Source organism: Xanthomonas sp. F14, from assembly GCF_014199865.1.
Genome location: NZ_JACHOM010000003.1, coordinates 25,461 through 42,945 on the forward strand (window position 1 = coordinate 25,461; position 17,485 = coordinate 42,945).

At 68.4% G+C, this 17,485-nt stretch carries 17 protein-coding genes; 9 read left to right on the forward strand and 8 right to left on the reverse strand.

Annotated features, from left to right (window positions below; translation table 11 throughout):
- Positions 1 to 244 precede the first annotated feature (244 nt).
- Together GGR73_RS11560 and sufT are read right to left on the reverse strand one after the other, a co-directional pair.
- Positions 245 to 1,330 (reverse strand): branched-chain amino acid aminotransferase, encoded by a 1,086-nt coding sequence (locus GGR73_RS11560; RefSeq protein ID WP_039523741.1) that lies wholly within the window; start codon positions 1,328 to 1,330, stop codon positions 245 to 247.
- Positions 1,331 to 1,394: 64 nt separating this feature from the next.
- Complete coding sequence (gene sufT / locus GGR73_RS11565) at positions 1,395 to 1,949, reverse strand: putative Fe-S cluster assembly protein SufT (RefSeq protein ID WP_016900709.1); 555 nt, start codon at positions 1,947 to 1,949, stop codon at positions 1,395 to 1,397.
- A 174-nt stretch (positions 1,950 to 2,123) separates the two neighbouring features.
- Here sufT and GGR73_RS11570 point away from each other — a divergent pair, with 174 nt between their 5' ends.
- Positions 2,124 to 2,543, forward strand: a complete 420-nt coding sequence (locus GGR73_RS11570) for a hypothetical protein (RefSeq protein ID WP_184457005.1) — start codon at positions 2,124 to 2,126, stop codon at positions 2,541 to 2,543.
- A 663-nt stretch (positions 2,544 to 3,206) separates the two neighbouring features.
- On the opposite strand, the gene GGR73_RS11575 is transcribed toward GGR73_RS11570, so the two are convergent.
- Together GGR73_RS11575 and GGR73_RS11580 are read right to left on the reverse strand one after the other, a co-directional pair.
- The gene (locus GGR73_RS11575; protein WP_184457006.1) at positions 3,207 to 4,664 is read right to left on the reverse strand and encodes an NAD(P)(+) transhydrogenase (Re/Si-specific) subunit beta; all 1,458 of its coding nucleotides are present in this window, start codon (positions 4,662 to 4,664) and stop codon (positions 3,207 to 3,209) included.
- Positions 4,661 to 4,966, reverse strand: coding sequence for an NAD(P) transhydrogenase subunit alpha (locus GGR73_RS11580; protein ID WP_046346232.1), 306 nt, complete (start codon positions 4,964 to 4,966; stop codon positions 4,661 to 4,663). The genes GGR73_RS11575 and GGR73_RS11580 overlap by 4 nt, the downstream gene beginning before the upstream one ends.
- A 123-nt stretch (positions 4,967 to 5,089) precedes the next feature.
- On the opposite strand from GGR73_RS11580, the gene GGR73_RS11585 reads away from it, so the two are divergent.
- Genes GGR73_RS11585 through GGR73_RS11595 form a run of 3 tightly spaced genes read left to right on the forward strand, consistent with a single transcriptional unit; the run spans position 5,090 to position 6,491 of the window.
- Entirely contained in the window at positions 5,090 to 5,653 is a 564-nt protein-coding gene (locus GGR73_RS11585) for an RNA polymerase sigma factor (protein WP_047128197.1), read from the forward strand.
- The gene (locus GGR73_RS11590) at positions 5,650 to 5,994 is read left to right on the forward strand and encodes a hypothetical protein (RefSeq protein WP_184457008.1); all 345 of its coding nucleotides are present in this window, start codon (positions 5,650 to 5,652) and stop codon (positions 5,992 to 5,994) included. Before GGR73_RS11585 ends, GGR73_RS11590 begins: the two co-directional genes overlap by 4 nt.
- A gap of 5 nt (positions 5,995 to 5,999) precedes the next feature.
- Positions 6,000 to 6,491, forward strand: a complete 492-nt coding sequence (locus tag GGR73_RS11595; RefSeq protein WP_039810786.1) for a DUF3106 domain-containing protein — start codon at positions 6,000 to 6,002, stop codon at positions 6,489 to 6,491.
- A 212-nt stretch (positions 6,492 to 6,703) separates the two neighbouring features.
- Here GGR73_RS11595 and GGR73_RS11600 read toward each other — a convergent pair whose 3' ends face one another.
- Together GGR73_RS11600 and GGR73_RS11605 are read right to left on the reverse strand one after the other, a co-directional pair.
- On the reverse strand, positions 6,704 to 7,795 hold the full coding sequence (locus GGR73_RS11600; protein WP_054591336.1) for an NAD(P) transhydrogenase subunit alpha: 1,092 nt from the start codon (positions 7,793 to 7,795) through the stop codon (positions 6,704 to 6,706).
- Positions 7,796 to 7,855: 60 nt separating this feature from the next.
- Positions 7,856 to 8,452, reverse strand: a complete 597-nt coding sequence (locus GGR73_RS11605) for a TetR/AcrR family transcriptional regulator (protein ID WP_184457010.1) — start codon at positions 8,450 to 8,452, stop codon at positions 7,856 to 7,858.
- Positions 8,453 to 8,587: 135 nt separating this feature from the next.
- On the opposite strand from GGR73_RS11605, the gene GGR73_RS11610 reads away from it, so the two are divergent.
- Complete coding sequence (locus GGR73_RS11610) at positions 8,588 to 9,451, forward strand: alpha/beta hydrolase (protein WP_104541566.1); 864 nt, start codon at positions 8,588 to 8,590, stop codon at positions 9,449 to 9,451.
- A 38-nt stretch (positions 9,452 to 9,489) separates the two neighbouring features.
- On the opposite strand, the gene GGR73_RS11615 is transcribed toward GGR73_RS11610, so the two are convergent.
- Positions 9,490 to 11,847: a DUF1631 domain-containing protein gene (locus GGR73_RS11615; protein ID WP_054591339.1), complete on the reverse strand. Its 2,358-nt coding sequence runs from the start codon at positions 11,845 to 11,847 to the stop codon at positions 9,490 to 9,492.
- 222 nt (positions 11,848 to 12,069) lie between these two features.
- On the reverse strand, positions 12,070 to 14,316 hold the full coding sequence (locus GGR73_RS11620; protein ID WP_184457012.1) for a DUF1631 domain-containing protein: 2,247 nt from the start codon (positions 14,314 to 14,316) through the stop codon (positions 12,070 to 12,072).
- Positions 14,317 to 14,446: 130 nt separating this feature from the next.
- Between GGR73_RS11620 and GGR73_RS11625 the strand changes: the two genes are divergently transcribed.
- Genes GGR73_RS11625 through GGR73_RS11640 form a run of 4 tightly spaced genes read left to right on the forward strand, consistent with a single transcriptional unit; the run spans position 14,447 to position 17,331 of the window.
- Positions 14,447 to 15,022, forward strand: coding sequence for a nitroreductase family protein (locus GGR73_RS11625; protein WP_039523709.1), 576 nt, complete (start codon positions 14,447 to 14,449; stop codon positions 15,020 to 15,022).
- Positions 15,019 to 16,005, forward strand: a complete 987-nt coding sequence (locus GGR73_RS11630) for a 5'-3' exonuclease H3TH domain-containing protein (protein ID WP_184457014.1) — start codon at positions 15,019 to 15,021, stop codon at positions 16,003 to 16,005. The genes GGR73_RS11625 and GGR73_RS11630 overlap by 4 nt, the downstream gene beginning before the upstream one ends.
- The gene (locus GGR73_RS11635; protein ID WP_181140953.1) at positions 16,002 to 16,553 is read left to right on the forward strand and encodes an NUDIX hydrolase; all 552 of its coding nucleotides are present in this window, start codon (positions 16,002 to 16,004) and stop codon (positions 16,551 to 16,553) included. Before GGR73_RS11630 ends, GGR73_RS11635 begins: the two co-directional genes overlap by 4 nt.
- Entirely contained in the window at positions 16,546 to 17,331 is a 786-nt protein-coding gene (locus GGR73_RS11640; protein ID WP_184457016.1) for an N-formylglutamate amidohydrolase, read from the forward strand. The genes GGR73_RS11635 and GGR73_RS11640 overlap by 8 nt, the downstream gene beginning before the upstream one ends.
- Positions 17,332 to 17,485 lie beyond the last annotated feature (154 nt).

Here is a 17,485-nt window from a genome sequence, read left to right on the forward strand (position 1 = left end):
CCGAGGTCCCGGACCGATCCCCTGTTATCGATCCGTTCAGCGAACCTACCGCACTACAACCAGACTGGACAATAAGAAGTTCGCACTTTCGAAAAATTAAATATCAGATTTGTGACACCGTACGGCACCGTTCAGCCAGTTGACGACATATCCGGACAGGAATTGGCACACACCTGCTGCGTTGCCCCAAAAAAAAGACCCCTGCGCGACCGCGCAGAGGCCTTCTTTGACGCGATGCGCTGGCTCAGGACAGACGCACCAGCCAACCGTGGCGGTCCGGGACGCGCCCGTACTGGATGTCGGTCAACTCCTGGCGCAGCGACATGGTCACCTCGCCGGCCGGTGCGGAGAGATCGCCGACCGCAAAGCCATCGCCCTTCAGCTCGCCGATCGGGGTGACCACGGCAGCGGTGCCGCAGGCGAACACCTCGGTGATCTCGCCCGACGCCACGCCCTGCTTCCACTCGTCGATGGCGACCTTGCGCTCGATCACCTGCATGCCGCGATCACGTGCCAGTTGCAGGATGCTGTCGCGGGTGATGCCTTCCAGGATGCTGCCGGACAGTTCCGGCGTCACCAGCGTGCCGTCCTTGTAGACCAGGAACACGTTCATGCCGCCCAGTTCTTCGATGTACTTGCCTTCCACCGGGTCCAGGAACAGCACCTGCGAGCAGCCTTGCGCATAGGCCTTCTGCTGCGGCAGCAGCGAGGCGGCATAGTTGCCGCCGCACTTGGCCGCACCGGTGCCGCCCTTGGCCGCACGTGCGTACTCGGTGGACAACCAGATCGACACGGGTGCCACGCCCTTGGCGAAATACGGACCGGCGGGACTTGCGATGACGTAGTACGAGGCCTTGTGCGCCGCACGCACGCCCAGGAACGCCTCGTCGGCAATCATGAACGGGCGGAAGTACAGGCTGGTTTCCGGGGCCGACGGCACCCAGCTCGCATCCACCGCCACCAGCTGGCGCAGCGATTCGACGAACAGGTCCACCGGCAGTTCCGGCAGCGCCAGCCGCCGCGCCGAGCGCTGCAGCCGCTCGCCATTGGCCTGCGGGCGGAAGGTCCAGATCGAGCCGTCGGCATGCCGGTAGGCCTTGATGCCTTCGAAGATTTCCTGGCCGTAATGCAGCACCGAGGCGGCCGGATCCAGCTGCAGCGGGCCATACGCGCGTACCTGCGCGTCGTGCCAACCGAGCTCGTTGGTCCAGGAAATGGCGACCATGTGGTCGGTGAAATGCAGCCCGAAGCCGGGCGCGGCCAGGATCACGGACAGCTCGTCGGCACTGCGCGGCGACGGGGAACGGGTGGAAGCGAAGGACACGGACACCGGAAGATTCCTGTAGGGCGGGCGAAAGGACGCGGCGCCACCTGTTGGACATGGCGCCTGACGGTCAGAGCATGCCGGTCTCGAGACGGGCTGCTTCGGACATCATATGCCGGCCCCACGGCGGGTCGAAGACCAGCTCGACGTCGGCCTCGGCAATGGTCGGAATCATTTCGACCTTGCTGCGCACGTCGTCGACCAGGATCTCGCCCATGCCGCAACCGGGCGCGGTGAGGGTCATCTTGACGTCCACCCGGCGCTGATCGTCTTCCTCGCGATGGCTGACCACCGCCTCGTAGACCAGGCCCAGATCGACGATGTTGAACGGGATCTCGGGGTCGAAACAGGTGCGCAGCTGCTGCCACACCAGTGCCTCCACCTCTTCGTCGCTGGCATCGGCGGGCAGTTCCAGCCCCGGCGGGGCCTCCTTGCCGATCGCATCGCCATCCTTGCCGGCAATGCGGAACAGGTTGCCTTCGACAAAGACCGTGTAGCTGCCACCCAGCGCCTGGGTGATATAGCCGTAACTGCCTGCGGGCAGGGTCACCGAATCGCCCTGCGGCACCATGACGGCATCGCAATCGCGTTCGAACTGGACGGGTTCGCTGCTACGGGAGTACATGGGCTGGATATGGGGCCGCGGCGGATGCGCGCAAGTCCGCCATTCTAGCCGACCACGGCAAGGCCGCTGCCGTTGCGGGATGGAGCCGGCGACGACGCTGCATTCCATCGGCGCGTCCATCACCGCGCAAAGTACATCGCGCGCTTTATCATGTGCGCACTGTCAGGAGCTCCAATGCCGCCTACCACCGCGTCCGCCAGAACCGCCCACTGGCTCTGGCCCCCGCTCCTGCTGCTGGGATGCGTCACCGCCCTGATCGCCTGGATGCTCATCGCGCTCGCGCTGGGCAACCAGGCCGGCTGGATGGCGGTGCTGGTGGCGCTGGAAATCGTCTGGATGCTGCGCCTGGGCACGCTGGGCGCCGGTCCCTTGCGCATCGGCATCGCGGTCGTGGCGACCGCGCTGATCATCGTCGGCGCCAACTGGGGCATCGCCTCGGCGCAGCTGGGTGGCGCACTGGGCCTGGACCCGTGGACCTCGGCACAGAAGATGGGCACCGGGCTGGCCTGGACCCTGCTGCAACTGGCCAACAACGGCTTCGACCTGCTGTGCTATGCCGCCGCGCTGGTCCTGGCGGGGTGGGCGGCGCGCTGAGTCGGACGCGTTCGCAATGGCTGCCACTAGGCATCCGTTGAAGCTGATGCTTCATGTGCACAGCTCAAGCCACGCCGCTCCTGCTTGGCGCTGGCGCTTTATATTCCTGACGCAGCGATTTCCGGGGAGCTCTGAGGCTTGGCTGCGGGGCCCTCGACGCTGCGAGTTTGCTGCAGGGCCCTTGCCGGCCCACCATCGCAGGACACGCCGCAAGTACGTCCGTGTAGGCTCTTACGCGGCATCCATGCCGCGTAAGGTCCCGCGACGATGGGCGGGCAAGGACCAAGCGAGATGGTCGGTGCGCTGGTGCAAGCAATGCATGGTGTGCGTTGTCCGGATCACCGTGCGTTCGATCGGCTTCCCAAGCGCGAGCCGAGTAACCGGCAGCGGCTCAACAAAGCAACCTGCAAACTTTTCAGTGTCCCAGTGCAAAACGCAACCGAAAGCAGTTTTGCAACTGACCACCGACCTACCTCCTGGTGCGGTGTCCTTGCCGGTTGCGGGACCCTTGGCGGCATGGATGCCGCCAAGGAGCCTCCATGGACGGATTCACGGCGTGTCCCGCAAGCGGTGAGGGCACCGCGCACTCGAAGAGCCGAGCTTTTGAATGTCTTTAAACACCGCTACGCCCTACAAAGCCCGGTATTTTCTTGAAGCGACGCCTCAGTGCCCGCCCCCGTCCAGCGCCTTCAGCTCGCTGACCAGCGCGCCGGCCGCTTCCGCGCCATCGCCGTACAGCATGCGGGTGTTGTCGGCGTAGAACAGCGCATTCTCGATGCCGGCAAAGCCGGTGCCCTTGCCGCGCTTGATCACTACCGTGTTCTTCGAATTGACCACGTCCAGGATCGGCATGCCGTAGATCGGGCTGGCCGGGTCGGTCCTGGCCACCGGGTTGACCACGTCGTTGGCGCCGATCACCAGCGACACGTCGGTGCTGGCGAACTCGGGGTTGATGTCGTCCATGTCGGCGATCAGGTCGTAGGGCACGCCGGCTTCGGCCAGCAGCACGTTCATGTGCCCGGGCATGCGCCCGGCGACCGGGTGGATTGCGAACTTCACCTTGACCCCGCGCGCGATCAGCCGCTGCGCCAGCTCCCAGATCTTGTGCTGCGCCTGTGCCACCGCCATGCCGTAGCCGGGCACGATCACCACCCGCTCGGCGAACGCCATCATCGCCGCCACGTCGCCGGCCTCGATCGGCTTCTGTGCCCCGGCGATCTCCTGTGCCTGCCCGCCGCCGCCGAAGTTGGAAAACAGCACGCCGCTGATCGGCCGGTTCATCGCCTTGGCCATCAGGCGCGTCAGCAGGATGCCGGCCGCGCCGACCATCATGCCGGCGATGATCAGCGCCTCGTTGCCCAGCACATAGCCTTCGAACGCCACCGCCAGGCCGGTGAATGCGTTGTACAGCGAGATCACCACCGGCATGTCGGCACCGCCGATCGGCAGCGTCATCAACACACCCAGCGCCAGCGCCACCACGAAGAAGGCGATGATCGCCAGCGGCTGCAGGCTGCTGGCCGCCCAGATGCCGAGCACCAGCACTGCCAGTGCCACCAGCAGATTGAAGGCCTGCTGGCCCGCGAAGGTCACCCGACGGTCGAGCCGGCCATCCAGCTTGGCCCAGGCCACGATCGACCCGGACAGCGACACTGCGCCGATCGCCGAGCCCACCACCGCCAGCACCACCGTGGGGGTGTCCGGCCGCCGCGCCGCCAGTTCGGCGATCGCCTGGGCGCTCCAGTGGGTGGTATCGCGGTTGGCGAAGAAGGCAAAGCGCAGCAACTCCACCGCCCCGATCGCCGCCGCCGAGCCGCCGCCCATGCCGTTGTACAAGGCCACCATCTGCGGCATGTCGGTGATGGCAACCTTCCTGGCCGACCACCACGCCACCCCGGTACCGATCGCCAGCGCGGCCAGGATCAGCGGCACGTTATGCAGCTCGGGCAGGAAGAATGTCGCCACCGTGGCGATCAGCATGCCCAGCCCGGCCCAGCGGATGCCGCTGCGCGCGGTCAGCGGCGACGCCATGCGCTGCAGCCCGAGCAGGAACAAGGTCGCCGCGACCAGATAGCTGGACTTCACCAGCCATGCCAGCAGCTCGGCAGTGGAGACGTTCATGGCGCGTCCCCGCCCGACGGCTTCTTGCTGGACTTGAACATGTCCAGCATCCGCTCGGTCACCACGTAACCACCGGCCGCATTGCCCGCACCCAGCATCACTGCGACAAATCCGAGCGCCTTTTCCAGCGTGGTATCGGCATGCCCCAGCACCACCATCGCACCGATCAGCACGATGCCGTGGATGAAGTTGGAGCCGGACATCAGCGGGGTATGCAGGATCACCGGCACCCGCGAGATGATCACGTGGCCGGCGATGGCCGCCAGCATGAAGATGTACAGCGCTACGAATCCGTCGCTCATCGTCGTTCGCTCCACTGGCCGGTGCGGCCCGCCGATCATACCCACGCCGTGCGCGCCCGGGCGCGTGTCAACCGAATCGGCACTCGCTCGTTGACGTCGTATCGTCTCCGCGGAAGCTACGCTGTGCTGGTGGGAACCCCTTTCGATCCGCAACCTGCCGCACCGGCCGCCACCGTGCCGGCTTCGCTGGACGCCTTCCTGGCCGGCATCGGCCCGCGTGCGTTCCGCTTTGCCGAGGCCGGCCTGCGTCACCGCGAAGATGCGCTGGACGCCGTGCAGGACGCCATGGTGAAGCTGCTCGGCTACCGCGAGCGCCCGGCCGCCGAATGGACGCCGCTGTTCTGGAGCATCCTGCGCAGCCGCATCATCGACCTGCAGCGCCGGCGCAGCTTCCGCCTGAAGTTCTGGGCGCCGGCCGAACGCGCCGACGACGAGGGCACCATCGACTGGGCCGACCCCGGCACCGGCCCGGTGGACGAACAACAGCATCAACAGGCCTACCAACGGCTGGTCGAGGCCTTGCGCAACCTGCCAGCGCGCCAGCGCGAAGCGTTCACGCTGCGCGTGCTTGAAGACCTGGACGTGGCCACCACCGCCAAGGCGATGGGCTGCTCGGAAGGCTCGGTCAAAACCCACCTGTCGCGTGCGCGCGACGCGTTGCAAAAACAGTTCGAGGATTTCCTGTGAACCGCTCCCACGACCCGGCCCAGCTGGATGCGTACCTGCGCCAGCTGCATGCCTCCGCACTGACCAGCCTGCCGCCGCAGACCCTGGCGCGCCTGCGCCAGGCCCGTCATGCGGCCGCTCCCACGCGCGCCCGGCGCGGCTACTGGTTACTGGCGACCGCGTGTTCCGGCCTGCTGGCGGTCGGCATCGGCCTGCAGCTGCGTCCAGGCGAGCGCGCCTCGCCGGACCGCGCCCCGACCCAGGTGGTCGCCGGCACCACCACCGATACCGACGACATGCTCACCCAGAATCCGGACCTGTACGTCTGGCTGGGGTCCGATACCGCCCTGGCCATGGAATAACCACGATGACCCGCACCACCCGCCTGTTGTTGACCCTGCTGCTGTGCGCCGCGCCCTGCGCGTCCCTGCTGGCTCAGGCCCATTCCCCCGGACCGCCGGGACCGCCACCGCCGGATGGCCCCGGCCCGCGAGGACCCGGACCGCGCGAGGCAGACACGCCGATGCCCGAGTGGGACAAGCTCACCCAGCAGCAGCGGCAGGTGCTGATCGATGCGCTGCGCGAACGCTGGAACGATGTGCCGGAAGAACGCCCGCGCATGTACCGCCACGCGCGCCGCTGGCTGGACATGACCCCGGAGCAGCGCAAACAGGCCAAGGCCGGCATGGACCGCTTCCGCAACATGAGCCCGGAGCAACGCCGCGAGGCCAAGGCCTTGTTTGAACGCATGCGCACGCTCAACCAGCAACAACGCAATGAGCTGCAGCAACGCTGGCAGAAGATGAGCCCGGCCGAACGCAGCACCTGGCTGCGCGAGCATCCGCCCACCGACGACTGACGCAGCGCTGCCGCGGCGGACGCGGCACGCCAGCGCACGGGCGGCATCCCGGTCACAGACGAACATGCGCGCAGCCCCCGTAGGAGCGCGCTGGCGCGCGATGGAGCATTACAGATAAGCGCCATCGCGCGACGGAGCGTCACCGATAAAGCGCCATCGCGCGCCAGCGCGCTCCTACCCGCCAGTGCGCAAGGCGCATGGGCTCGGCGGGGCTACGCAGTCGCTGGCGCCGACCAGCGTGTCTTGGCCAGCAGTTCGTCGTCCCAGTCGAACGACAGCGCGCCATCCTTGATCAACAATGCGGCGAACGCGTAGACGTTGCGCGCAAACATCTCGCTGGCGTGCACCGCGCCCTGGCTGGCCAGGTTGAGCGGCCCGGCGATCACCACGCCGTCGCGCTCATAGGTATCGCCGGGCCGGGTGGCAGCGCAATTGCCGCCGGTTTCCGCGGCCAGATCGACGATCACGCTGCCGGCGCGCATGCCGTGCAGCATCTCCGTGCTCAGGATCTTCGGCGCCGGCCGGCCGGGCACGGCGGCGGTGCAGACCACCACGTCCACGCCTTTGAGGTGTTCGGCCAGCCGGCGTTGCTGTTCGGCGCGTTCGTCGTCGGTGAGCTGGCGCGCATAACCGCCCTCGCCGGCCGCGCTCACGCCCAGATCCAGGAAGCGCGCACCCAGCGAGGCGATCTGCTCGCGCGTTTCCGGGCGCACGTCGAAGCCTTCGACCTGCGCGCCCAACCGTTTGGCAGTGGCGATCGCCTGCAGCCCGGCCACGCCCGCACCGATCACCAGCACCTTGCACGGGCGCATGGTGCCGGCGGCGGTGGTCAGCATCGGAAAGAAGCGCGGCGCCAGCTGCGCGGCGATCAGCACGGCCTTGTAGCCGGCCATGCCGGCCTGCGAACTCAAGACGTCCATCGATTGCGCACGTGTGGTGCGCGGCAGGCGCTCCAGCGGAAACGCGACCAGCGCACCGGCGGCGATCGCCTGCGCACGTGCCGGGTCGGCGTCCGGCGCCAGCATGCCGATCAGCACGGCGTGGGGCCTGCATTGCTGCAGCAGTTCGGTGGGCGGGGCCTGCACGCTCAGCAGCACTTCGGCCTGCGCCAGCGTGTCTGCCGTGGCGAGCTGCGCCCCGGCCTGCAGATACGCGGCGTCGGCCATGCTGCTGGCACAGCCGGCGCCTGGCTCGATCCACACGCTGGCGCCGAGCGCGACCAGTTTCCTGACCGTTTCCGGCGTGGCGGCGACGCGGCGCTCGCCTGCCGCGCGTTCTTTCAGCACCAGCACCTGCACAGCCATGGCTTGCTCCGCTCGCGCGCCTGTCGTCGCGGCGATGCTAGCAGAGCGCGGCAGCCACGCTCAGGGCGTCAGCAAGGCCGGCAGCATCGGGGCGAGCAACTGCTCGGGCGGCGCCAGCGCCACCGCTTCAGTGCGGTGGTCGATGGCCAGACACGCATAACCATGCGCCGCGCTCCAGGCCAGCAGCACCCGTTGATGCAGCAGGTGCGCATCCGGCGCACTGCCGTGCCGGGCCAGCCAGGCCGCATGCAGGGCATCGCGCAGGCAGGCCATTGCCGCATCGGTGGCTGCCAGCAGGCGCGGCAGGCTGCGTCGCTGCGGCTCCAGGCTCTGCATCAGGCGAAACTGCTGCGGGTAGGCGATGGCGAACCGGATATAGCCCAGGCCGCCACCCAGCAGTGGGTCGACCTCGCGCTGGGCCTGCATGATCAACTCGACCATGCGTTCGTACCCGTCTGCAACCAGTTCCACCACCAGACCTTCCAGCGAGCCGAAGTGATGTGCCGGCGCGGCATGCGAAACGCCCGCACGGCGGGCGCACTCGCGCAGGCTCAACCCGCGCGGACCCGATTCGCCGACGATCTCCCAGGCCGCGCGGCGCAGGGCGGCGGGCAGATCGCCATGGTGATACGTCGCTGACCTGGGCGCGTGGGACATGGCGGCTTCGCAAATCGGGATGTCATTGGAGCAGGGAATCTTGACGCTGACAAGATTGGCGGTGCAGACTCGCCCCGCATCTTGCCAGCGTCAAGATTTGGCGGCGGATGCAGCCCCTCCCCAGCGAGTTTTTTCATGGCCAAGGCATCCTCCCGCTGGCGCATGCGCCTGACCCGCACGCTGTTCGGGTCGGCCAGCCGCCTGGCTCCCGGCCCGACCGGCCGCCTGCTGGCGCGCCGCTTCGTGACGCCGGATGCGGCATCGCGCCGGCATGCCGCATCCACCCTGGCGACGCTGTCCGACGTGGGCCGCGACAGCCTGTCCATCGATGGCATCGAGATCGCGGTGTATGTCTGGGGCGATCCGGCGCAGCAACCGTATGTGCTGCTCTCCCACGGCTGGTCCAGCTATGGCCTGCGCTTTGCCGCCTGGGTGCCACGGCTGCAGGCGCTGGGCTATGCGGTGGTGGCCTTCGACCAGGCCGGGCACGGATTGAGCGGTGGGCGCATCAGCTACATGCCGCACTTTGTCGAGGTGCTGCGCCGGATCGGGCGGCGCTTCGGCCGGCCGGCGGCCTTCATCGGTCATTCGCTGGGTTCGGCATCGGTCGTGTTCGCCGATGAAGCGGCCTGGCAGCCGGCGCGCTACGTGCTGATCGCGCCATTGCTGGCCCCGGCCGAGACCGCACGCCGCCAGTTCCGCGCCTTTGGCATCGCGGCCAAGACCTTCGTTCCGTTCGAGAACCTGCTGCATGCGATCACCGGCAAACGCTTTGCCGATTTCGATGCGTCCCCGCATCTGCCGCGTTTCCAGCGTCCGGCCCTGATCATCCACGACCGCCGCGACCGCGAGACACCCTGGGACGAAGGCGCGCGTTTTGCGGCGCTGTGGCCGCAGGCGCAATTGCTGACCACCGAAGGCCTGGGACACAACCGCATGGTCGACCATGCCTCGGTCATCGAAGCGGCGCTGGACTTTATCGGACCGGCGCGGGCCTGAGCGTACCGCGATGCGGCAAGCGCATCGCGCGGTACCCGCTAGTGCACGGTGCTGTTGTGCAACGGATCCAGGCGGTCGATGACGCCCTGCATGGCGCTGTCGAAGGCGCCGTCGTTGATGTGCTCGCGCAGCCTGCCCAGGCGCACCATCACCGCCAGCTCTTCCGGCGAAGCGACGCAGAAGCGTACGCCGCGGCGATTGACGAACAGCAGCCGCTGCGAGATCGGGCTCACCCACGACAGCTTGCCCGCCTGCACCTTGCCGTCCTTGTCGACGAAATCCAGCCAGGTGCCGATATCCATCGCACGGAAACGCTCGGCATCGGCGCTGTCGATGCTCTGCGCCACCGCCTCGGCCCCCAGCACCACGCTGACGCTTTCGGCAGCCGGCGGCGGCAGGTTGACCTGCGGCAGTTCCGGCAAGGCCTTTTCCAGCTCCGGGCGCGCTTCGGCGATGGCCTGCAAGGTGTCGTGCAATGCGGTGATGGCCACCACCACCGCGTCGCCATGCAGGCCGACGCTGGCAAATACGCGATGCAGGGCCGGTTGCCAGACCTGCAGCCACGGCTTGCCGACGATGTGGCGACGTGCCTCGGCCAGTTCTTCCAGCACGCCATCGGCCAGGGCCAGTGCCTCCACGGTGCCCGGACCTTCCTCACCGTCGCGCAGGATCGCCATGGTCAGATGGTGCAGCCACGGCTGACGCAGGAAATCCTCCACGGCCCTGGGCAGCGGCGTGCCGGCCTGCGTGCGCTGTTCCAGCTCCGACAGCGCGCGGCTGCGTGCCAGCTCGAGCTTTTCCTGGCCGCGCTGGGTTTCGGTGGCGCGCCGCTCGGCAATTTCCACCCGGCGCCGATGCTGCGATAGGAAATCGCGGAATTCCTCTTCCAGGGTCAGGAAGATCGCCAGGTTCTCGTTGAATTCGGCCACCAGGCGGTCGACGATTTCCTCGACCTTGCCCATCAGCACACGCTCGGCAGCGCTGTCGCCGGTGTTGCCTTCGCAGGCCTCGGCCAGCGAATTGAGCAGGCGCCGCGCGGGATGGGTCTTCTGCACGAACATCTTGCGATCCAGCAGCGCGACCTTGACGAAGGGCACCACCAGCCGGCCGATCATTTCGCGCGAACGGTTTTCCAGATCGCGCTCGTCCAGCATCACGTCGAACAGCATGCCGACCAGGTCGATCGCATCCTCATCCATCGGGTCCAGGCGCGCGGTCGCCGGGTCCACGCCCAGCCGGGTGGCGCTGGACAGCACTTCGTTCTTCAGCCGCTGCGCCAGCGACTCGGTGTCGTCGCCGATGGCCGCCTGCAGCGTCGCGCTCGGCGTGGCCTGCAGCAGCGACAGCACCGACATCATCTCGCGCTGGCTCAACGGGCGCTGCTGGCCCACCGCCACCGATGCGGCAGAGGCGGTGTTGTCGCGCACGCTGCGGGTCTGCTGCAGCAATTCGTGCAGCGCCTCCAGCAACATGCCCTGGCTGCCGCCGGGGTGATCGGCCTCACCGCCATCCATGCCGCCGGCAGCGCCGCCACCGGCCTGGCCACGCTGGGCGGCGGCCTGCATGCGGCCGCGGCTGTGCGCCCAGCGGTCCAGGAAGCGGTTGGCCCAGGCCGGTGCGTACTGGTCGCTCTGGTCGTCGCCGCCGATGTCGGCAGCCGCGCCCTGGGCCTCGGCCTGGGCGCGCTCCTCGGGCGTGTCGCCGCGTGGCTGCACGCGCGGCGGCGGGCGCTTGGGCTGGGAGATTTCCGGCATGACGCCGGCCTTGGCCAGCGTCTCGTCCAGGCGCGCATACAGCTTGCCGATCGGCTCGGCCAGGTCGCGCTCGCACAGCTTGATCAGTACCAGGCGCACTTCCGGCGCCAGGTCGCAGGTGGCGAAGGCTTCGTGGATCGCCACGCCCAGATGCTCCGGACCGAGCGGGTTGGTGTCGGCCACCAGTTCCAGGCCGCCGGCGATCCAGCCCAGGCGGCGGTCCACCCGCGCCAGCACCTGCTTGAAGTCGCGCAGCAGCACCGTGGCCAGGTTGCGCACCGCCAGCCGCGATTCGAGCACGTGTTCGGGCACCAGACTCAGCGGGCCGGTGCCGATGTCGCCTGCCAGGACCACCTCGGCCGACAGCGGCTCGCCCAGCAACAACGCCTGCCAGCCGTCGTCCAGCTGCTGGCGGAACCGCGTGGCCACTTCGTCGCGCTTGCGGCGCAACTCGCGCATGCCGTCGAGAAACAACAACTGCGATGTGCCCGCGGATTCGGCGCGATCGAACAGCACATCGTCAAAGTGTGCGACTGCAGCGGCAAAAACCTGCGCGAGTGCGGGCACGAACACGGCGTGCGCCTGTTCGAGCAAGCGTTGGTCACGGCCCGGATGTCCCGACGGACTGGGCTGAAAAGTCATGCGCAAAGGCTCCCCGCCCCTGCAGGCGTGAAAATATTCAAACGAAAGAAAACAGACGCGGCCCCAAATTCCGCCACCGCATGGTAGGCGTTTCGCTCGTTTGTTAAGTGTGACGCAATTCGCACTTTAGTCGTGACCGCCCAGGGTTTGCGTGTCAGTCGGACATCCTAGCGTGCATCGCTGCGGTGGCGCTTGCCAGCGCGTATCAACCGCCTGCGGGGGTTAAGCCTTCAGCATGTGCGGCCGGTCCAGCGCATCGACGACATCCTGCATCGCGCTGTAAAACGCGTCCTCGTCGCGATGCAGACGCAGGCGGTCCAGCCACACCATCATCGCCAGTTCCTCCGGCGAGGACACGCACAGCCGCCCGCCGCGCCGGTTGACGAACATCAGCCGCCCGGAGATCGGGCTGATCCAGCACAACCTGCCGGCCTGCACGCGGCCATGCCGGTCGACGAACTCCAGGCAGGTGCCGAGCGCCATGCCGCGGAAGAAATCGGCGGTGACAAGATCGAATTCCACCTGCGCGGTGGCATCCAGCATCGGCGTCAGGGGCTCGCCGACCGGCTCGGCCGGACCGGGGCTCGGGCGCAGCGCGCTCAAGGTCGGCGCAAACAGGGCCGGATCCGGCGCTCCCGCAGCCGGCACCGATGGCGTGGACGGCAGCGCGCGCTGCAGTTCCTGCAGGGCCAGCTCGGCGTCGCGTTGCGCCAGGCCCGCCAGCGCGAAAGCCTGCAGCAGCTGCGCACGCTGCGGCTCCAGCGCGGCGTCACCAGGCGCAGCACCCAGTTGCGCCAACACCGCATCGCCCAGGGCCACGGCCGCGTCCAAGGCCTGGCCGGTGCCGTCGCCACGCAACGCCACCTGTTGCACATACGGCTGCCAGACGCGGCCGAGGAAGTGCTCGACCAGCGGCGGCAGCGGTCCGCGCGCCAGGCGCTCTGCCAGCGCCTGCGCGGCAATGCTGCGTGCGGCTTCGCGGCGTTCTTCGGCGCGCTGCAATTCGCTGGCGCGGCGCTCGGCGATTTCCACCCGGCGCCGATATTGTTCGTAGCTGGCGCCGAACTCGGCCTCCAGCGTCAGAAACAGCCCCGGATGCTCGTCGAAATCGCGCACCACCGTGTCGATCACCGCCTGCACCTGGCCGAGCAAGGCCTGCTCTGCCGCGGTTTCGCCGGCATTGCCATCGCAGGCGTCGACCAACAGGTTGAGCAGGCGGCGTGCGGGATGGCCGTCGCGCACGAACAGGTGGCCGTCCAGCATCGCCAGCTTGGCCATCGGCACCAGCAACTGGCCGAGCAGGCTGCGCTGCGCATCCGACAGATGGCTCTGCACCAGGATCGCGGCGAACAACAAGGCCACCAGATCCAGCGCGTCCTCGTCGTCGGGGTTGAGGCAGGTGGTGGCCGGATCCACCCCAAGCGCGGCGGCGGCGCGCCTGACCTGCTGCCGCAGGCCACATGCCAGGTCCGAATCGGTGCCGTCGATGGCATCGAAGCCGGCCGCAGGCATGGTCTGCAGCAGCGACAGCGCCGACACCACCTCGCGCGGCGACAGCAGGCGCTGCCCGGCAGGTGCGGGCGTGTCGCCATCGGGTTCGCGTTGGCGGCGTGCATGCTGCAGCAAATGGTGCAGGCCGACCGGCAACAGCTCGCGGCCGCTGCGCAGATGCACGTCGATCGCCTCGACGCCGGCCAACGCGCCCTGCCCGCCCGACCAGTCGGCGAAGAAGCGCGCGATCCAGTCCGGCGTCTCGGCGGTCTGCTCGCCGGCGCCTTCGTCCTGGCGCGGAATGCCGCGCCGCCGGCTGCGCGGCTGCGGCAACTCGCGCAAGCGCGCCACCTGCGCCAGCGCCTGTTCCAGCGCGCCGTAGCGCTGGCCGACGCGTTCCATCAGGTGCTGCTCGCAGACCTTGATCACCGCCAGATGCGCCTTGGGCGCCAGCGTCACCCCCTGAAAGGCCTCGTACAGGGCCACGCCCAGATGCTCCGGCCCGAACGGATTGCTGTCGCCATCGATACGCAGCCCGCCGGCAATGAAGCCCAGATAGCGATTGAGCCGCATCAGCTCCGTGCGCCACTGGTGCTGCAGCGCGCCGGCCAGGTTGCGCACCGCCAGGCGCACCTCCAGGTCCTGCTCGGGCAGCAGGGTCAGCCCGGCCGCACCGCGGCCCAGGCTGCGATCGGCCGACAACGGCCGCCCGGATTCCAGCCCCTGCCAGGCCTTGGCCAGATGCCCGCGGAAACGCGCGGTGATCGGCTCGCGCTGCTGCCGCACCGCCTGGATCGCCTCCAGGAAGTCGTTCTGGGCCGGGCCGGCATCGGCCGCCAGCTGGAACAGCGCCTCGGCCAATGTGTCCTGGAATTGGACAAAGGCATCGGCCAGCGGCACCAGCACGATCTCGCGTACCTGGTCGAGCAGCTGCGAATTGCGGCTGGGGAGCACGGGGGTGGACACGAACTGGGTCATCGGGCGGCGCACAGGACGAACATGGAAGGGATGTCACGACCGGGCCGGCATCGGCCCGCCGCCCATGATGCGGCGGGCGTTGGGAAGGGCCCGTCTATAATTGCCCGCATCCTCGCCTCGACCCGGAATTATGCACGCACCGTATTCGCTCCAGGCGCTGGACGCGCGCCGCTCGGTCCCCTCCAAACAGCTGGGCGAACCTGGCCCGGATGAAGACACCCTGCTGCGCATGCTCACCTCGGCAGTGCGCGTGCCCGACCACGGCAAGCTGGTGCCGTTCCGCTTCTTGCGCATCAGCGGCGATGCCCGCCAGGCACTGGGCGATTTCCTGGCCGAGCGCAGCCTGGCCGCCGACCCGCTGGCGCCGCCCGCCGCGGTCGAAAAAGACCGCAACCGTTTCAACGATGCGCCGCTGGTGATCGTGGTGATCGCCGCGCTGCGCCCCGGGCACAAGGTGCCCGAGCAGGAACAGCTGCTCACCGCAGGCTGCGTGTGTTTTGCGCTGCTGCAGGCCGCGCAGGCGCATGGCTTCGGTGCGCAGTGGCTGACCGCATGGATGGCCTACGACCCGGCGGTGACCGGCTATCTGGGCCTGGAGCAGAACGAGCGCATCGCCGGTTTCATCCATATCGGCACCCCGCGCCTGCAGGTGCCAGAGCGCGAACGCCCGGACCCGCGTGCGCTGCTGCGCGACTGGACCCCGTGACCACGCACGCCCCCGTGCTTGCAGGCGCGCCGGCAGCGATCAGCCGCCCGACCCCGCTGTATCTGGTCGATGCCAGCCTGTACGTGTTCCGCGCCTGGCATTCGATCCCGGACGAATTCCAGGATGCGCAAGGCTGGCCGACCAACGCCGTGCACGGCTTTGCGCGCTTCCTGCTCGACCTGCTCGAACGCGAGGATCCGCAGCACATCACCATCGCCTTCGACGAAGCGCTGGACAGCTGTTTTCGGCATGCGATCTACCCGGCCTACAAGGGCAATCGCACCCCGGCACCGGATGCGTTGCGGCGCCAGTTCGCGCATTGCAAGGCGCTGTGCGCGGCATTGGGCCTGAGCGTGCTGGCGCACCGCGATTACGAGGCCGACGACCTGATCGGCAGCGCCTTGCACAGCGTGCGTGCGCACGGCCTGCGCGGGGTGATCGTGTCGGCCGACAAGGATCTGTCGCAGCTGCTGCTCGAGCACGACGAGCAGTGGGATTACGCGCGCAACCTGCGTTGGGGCATGGACGGGGTCAAGGCGCGCCACGGCGTGCACGCCCATCAGATCGCCGACTACCTGGCGCTGTGTGGCGATGCGATCGACAACATTCCCGGCGTCACCGGCATCGGCGCCAAATCGGCGGCGGTCCTGCTGGCGCATTTTGGCAGCCTGGATGCCTTGCTGGAGCGCATCGACGAGATCCCGTTCCTGCGCCTGCGCGGCGCGGCGCAGATGGCCGCGCGCCTGCGCGAGCAACGCGAGCACGCACTGCTGTGGCGTCAGCTCACCACCATCGCACTTGATGCGCCGCTGGCGCTGACCGATGCCGGTTTCACGCGCGCGCAAGCCGATACCGACATGCTGGCTGGATTGTGCGAGAGCCTGCGCTTCGGCCCGCTCACCCGGCGCCGGTTGCTGGCCGCCTGCGGCGGCGCGCCGTCACCGCGCACTCCCGTTTCCCTGGAACAAGGCCTGCATCCATGAACCGACACGACACTCCGCCCACCGTGGTCTACGAAGGCAAATACCAGCGCATGGTCGTGCGCGGTACCTGGGAATATTCCGAACGCGTGCACGCCGGCGGCCTGGCCGCGATCATCGTGGCGGTGACCCCGGACGATGCGATGTTGTTCGTCGAACAGTTCCGCGTGCCGCTGCAGGCCCGCACCATCGAAATGCCGGCCGGCCTGGTCGGCGACGTGCATGCCGACGAGTCGATCGAGCTGTCGGCCATTCGCGAACTGGAAGAAGAAACCGGCTGGACCGCCGAGCACGCCGAAGTGCTGATGATCGGCCCGACCTCGGCCGGCGCCAGCAGCGAGAAGGTCGCCTTCGTCCGCGCCACCGGGCTGCGCAAGGTCGGCGCCGGCGGCGGCGATGCCAGCGAAGACATCACCGTGCACGAGATCCCGCGCACGCAGGTCGGCGCCTGGCTGGTGCAGAAGATGACCGAGGGCTATCAGATGGACCCCAAACTGTGGGCCGGGCTGTATCTGGTCGATCACGCACTGGACGGCACCCCGCGTGGCTGAAGCGACCGCTGCCCGCCTGCTCGGTGCCGACGATCCCGCGCCGTTCAGCGTGCACAACCCGCAGGCCGCCTCGCCGTGGCTGCTGATCGCCGACCACGCCGGTCAGCGCGTGCCGGCGCGGCTGGCCAATCTGGGCCTGCCGCAGCAGGAACTGGACCGCCATATCGGCTGGGATATCGGCATTGCCGAGGTCACCCGCCTGCTGGCCGATGCGCTGGATGCGGTCGCCATCGCGCAGACCTATTCGCGCCTGGTGATCGACTGCAATCGCCCGCATGGTTCGGCCACGCTGATGCCCGAGGTCAGCGACGGCACCTCGGTTCCGGGCAACCGGCAGCTGTCGGCCGACGATCGGCAGCAGCGCATCGATGCGATCTTTGCGCCATACCACGCGCGCATTGCGGCGGAACTGGATGCACGCGCACAGCGCGGGCAACCCACCGTGCTGGTGTCGATGCACAGCTTCACGCCGATCATGGCTGGCAATGCACGGCCCTGGCATGCCGGCGTGCTGTACAACCGCGACACGCGGCTGGCGCACCGCCTGCTGCAGGCCTTGCGCGACGAGCCGGATCTGGTGGTTGGCGACAACCAGCCCTACGCGGTCAGCGACACCAGCGACTATGCGATTCCGGTCTACGGCGAAGGCCGCGGACTGCTGCATGTGGAGCTGGAACTGCGCCAGGACCTGATTGCCGATGCCGCCGGGCAACAGGCGTGGGCACAACGCCTGGCACGCATCCTGCCGCCGCTGGCGCAGGCACTGCTGCCGCACTGACTCCTACGGAGCATGCGGCGGCCGCGCTGATCCGCAGCCTCGGTGACGACGGTTGCCTCGTAGGAGCGCACCCGGGCGCGACAGGCCGTCCCGTTACCCTACGTCGCGCCCGGGTGCGCTCCTACCGCTGGCGCGCGAGCGCTGCTGCAGCTTC

Excerpts from the sequence above, each read along its gene's own strand:
- GGR73_RS11635 (WP_181140953.1), top strand. The coding sequence starts at position 16,002 with ATGAACCGACACGACACTCCGCCCACCGTGGTCTACGAAGGCAAATAC.
- sufT (WP_016900709.1), bottom strand. The coding sequence starts at position 1,949 with ATGTACTCCCGTAGCAGCGAACCCGTCCAGTTCGAACGCGATTGCGAT.
- GGR73_RS11575 (WP_184457006.1), bottom strand. The coding sequence starts at position 4,664 with ATGAACGTCTCCACTGCCGAGCTGCTGGCATGGCTGGTGAAGTCCAGC.
- GGR73_RS11620 (WP_184457012.1), bottom strand. The coding sequence starts at position 14,316 with ATGACCCAGTTCGTGTCCACCCCCGTGCTCCCCAGCCGCAATTCGCAG.
- GGR73_RS11625 (WP_039523709.1), top strand. The coding sequence starts at position 14,447 with ATGCACGCACCGTATTCGCTCCAGGCGCTGGACGCGCGCCGCTCGGTC.
- GGR73_RS11570 (WP_184457005.1), top strand. The coding sequence starts at position 2,124 with ATGCCGCCTACCACCGCGTCCGCCAGAACCGCCCACTGGCTCTGGCCC.
- GGR73_RS11600 (WP_054591336.1), bottom strand. The coding sequence starts at position 7,795 with ATGGCTGTGCAGGTGCTGGTGCTGAAAGAACGCGCGGCAGGCGAGCGC.
- GGR73_RS11605 (WP_184457010.1), bottom strand. The coding sequence starts at position 8,452 with ATGTCCCACGCGCCCAGGTCAGCGACGTATCACCATGGCGATCTGCCC.
- GGR73_RS11615 (WP_054591339.1), bottom strand. The coding sequence starts at position 11,847 with ATGACTTTTCAGCCCAGTCCGTCGGGACATCCGGGCCGTGACCAACGC.
- GGR73_RS11610 (WP_104541566.1), top strand. The coding sequence starts at position 8,588 with ATGGCCAAGGCATCCTCCCGCTGGCGCATGCGCCTGACCCGCACGCTG.
- GGR73_RS11580 (WP_046346232.1), bottom strand. The coding sequence starts at position 4,966 with ATGAGCGACGGATTCGTAGCGCTGTACATCTTCATGCTGGCGGCCATC.
- GGR73_RS11595 (WP_039810786.1), top strand. The coding sequence starts at position 6,000 with ATGACCCGCACCACCCGCCTGTTGTTGACCCTGCTGCTGTGCGCCGCG.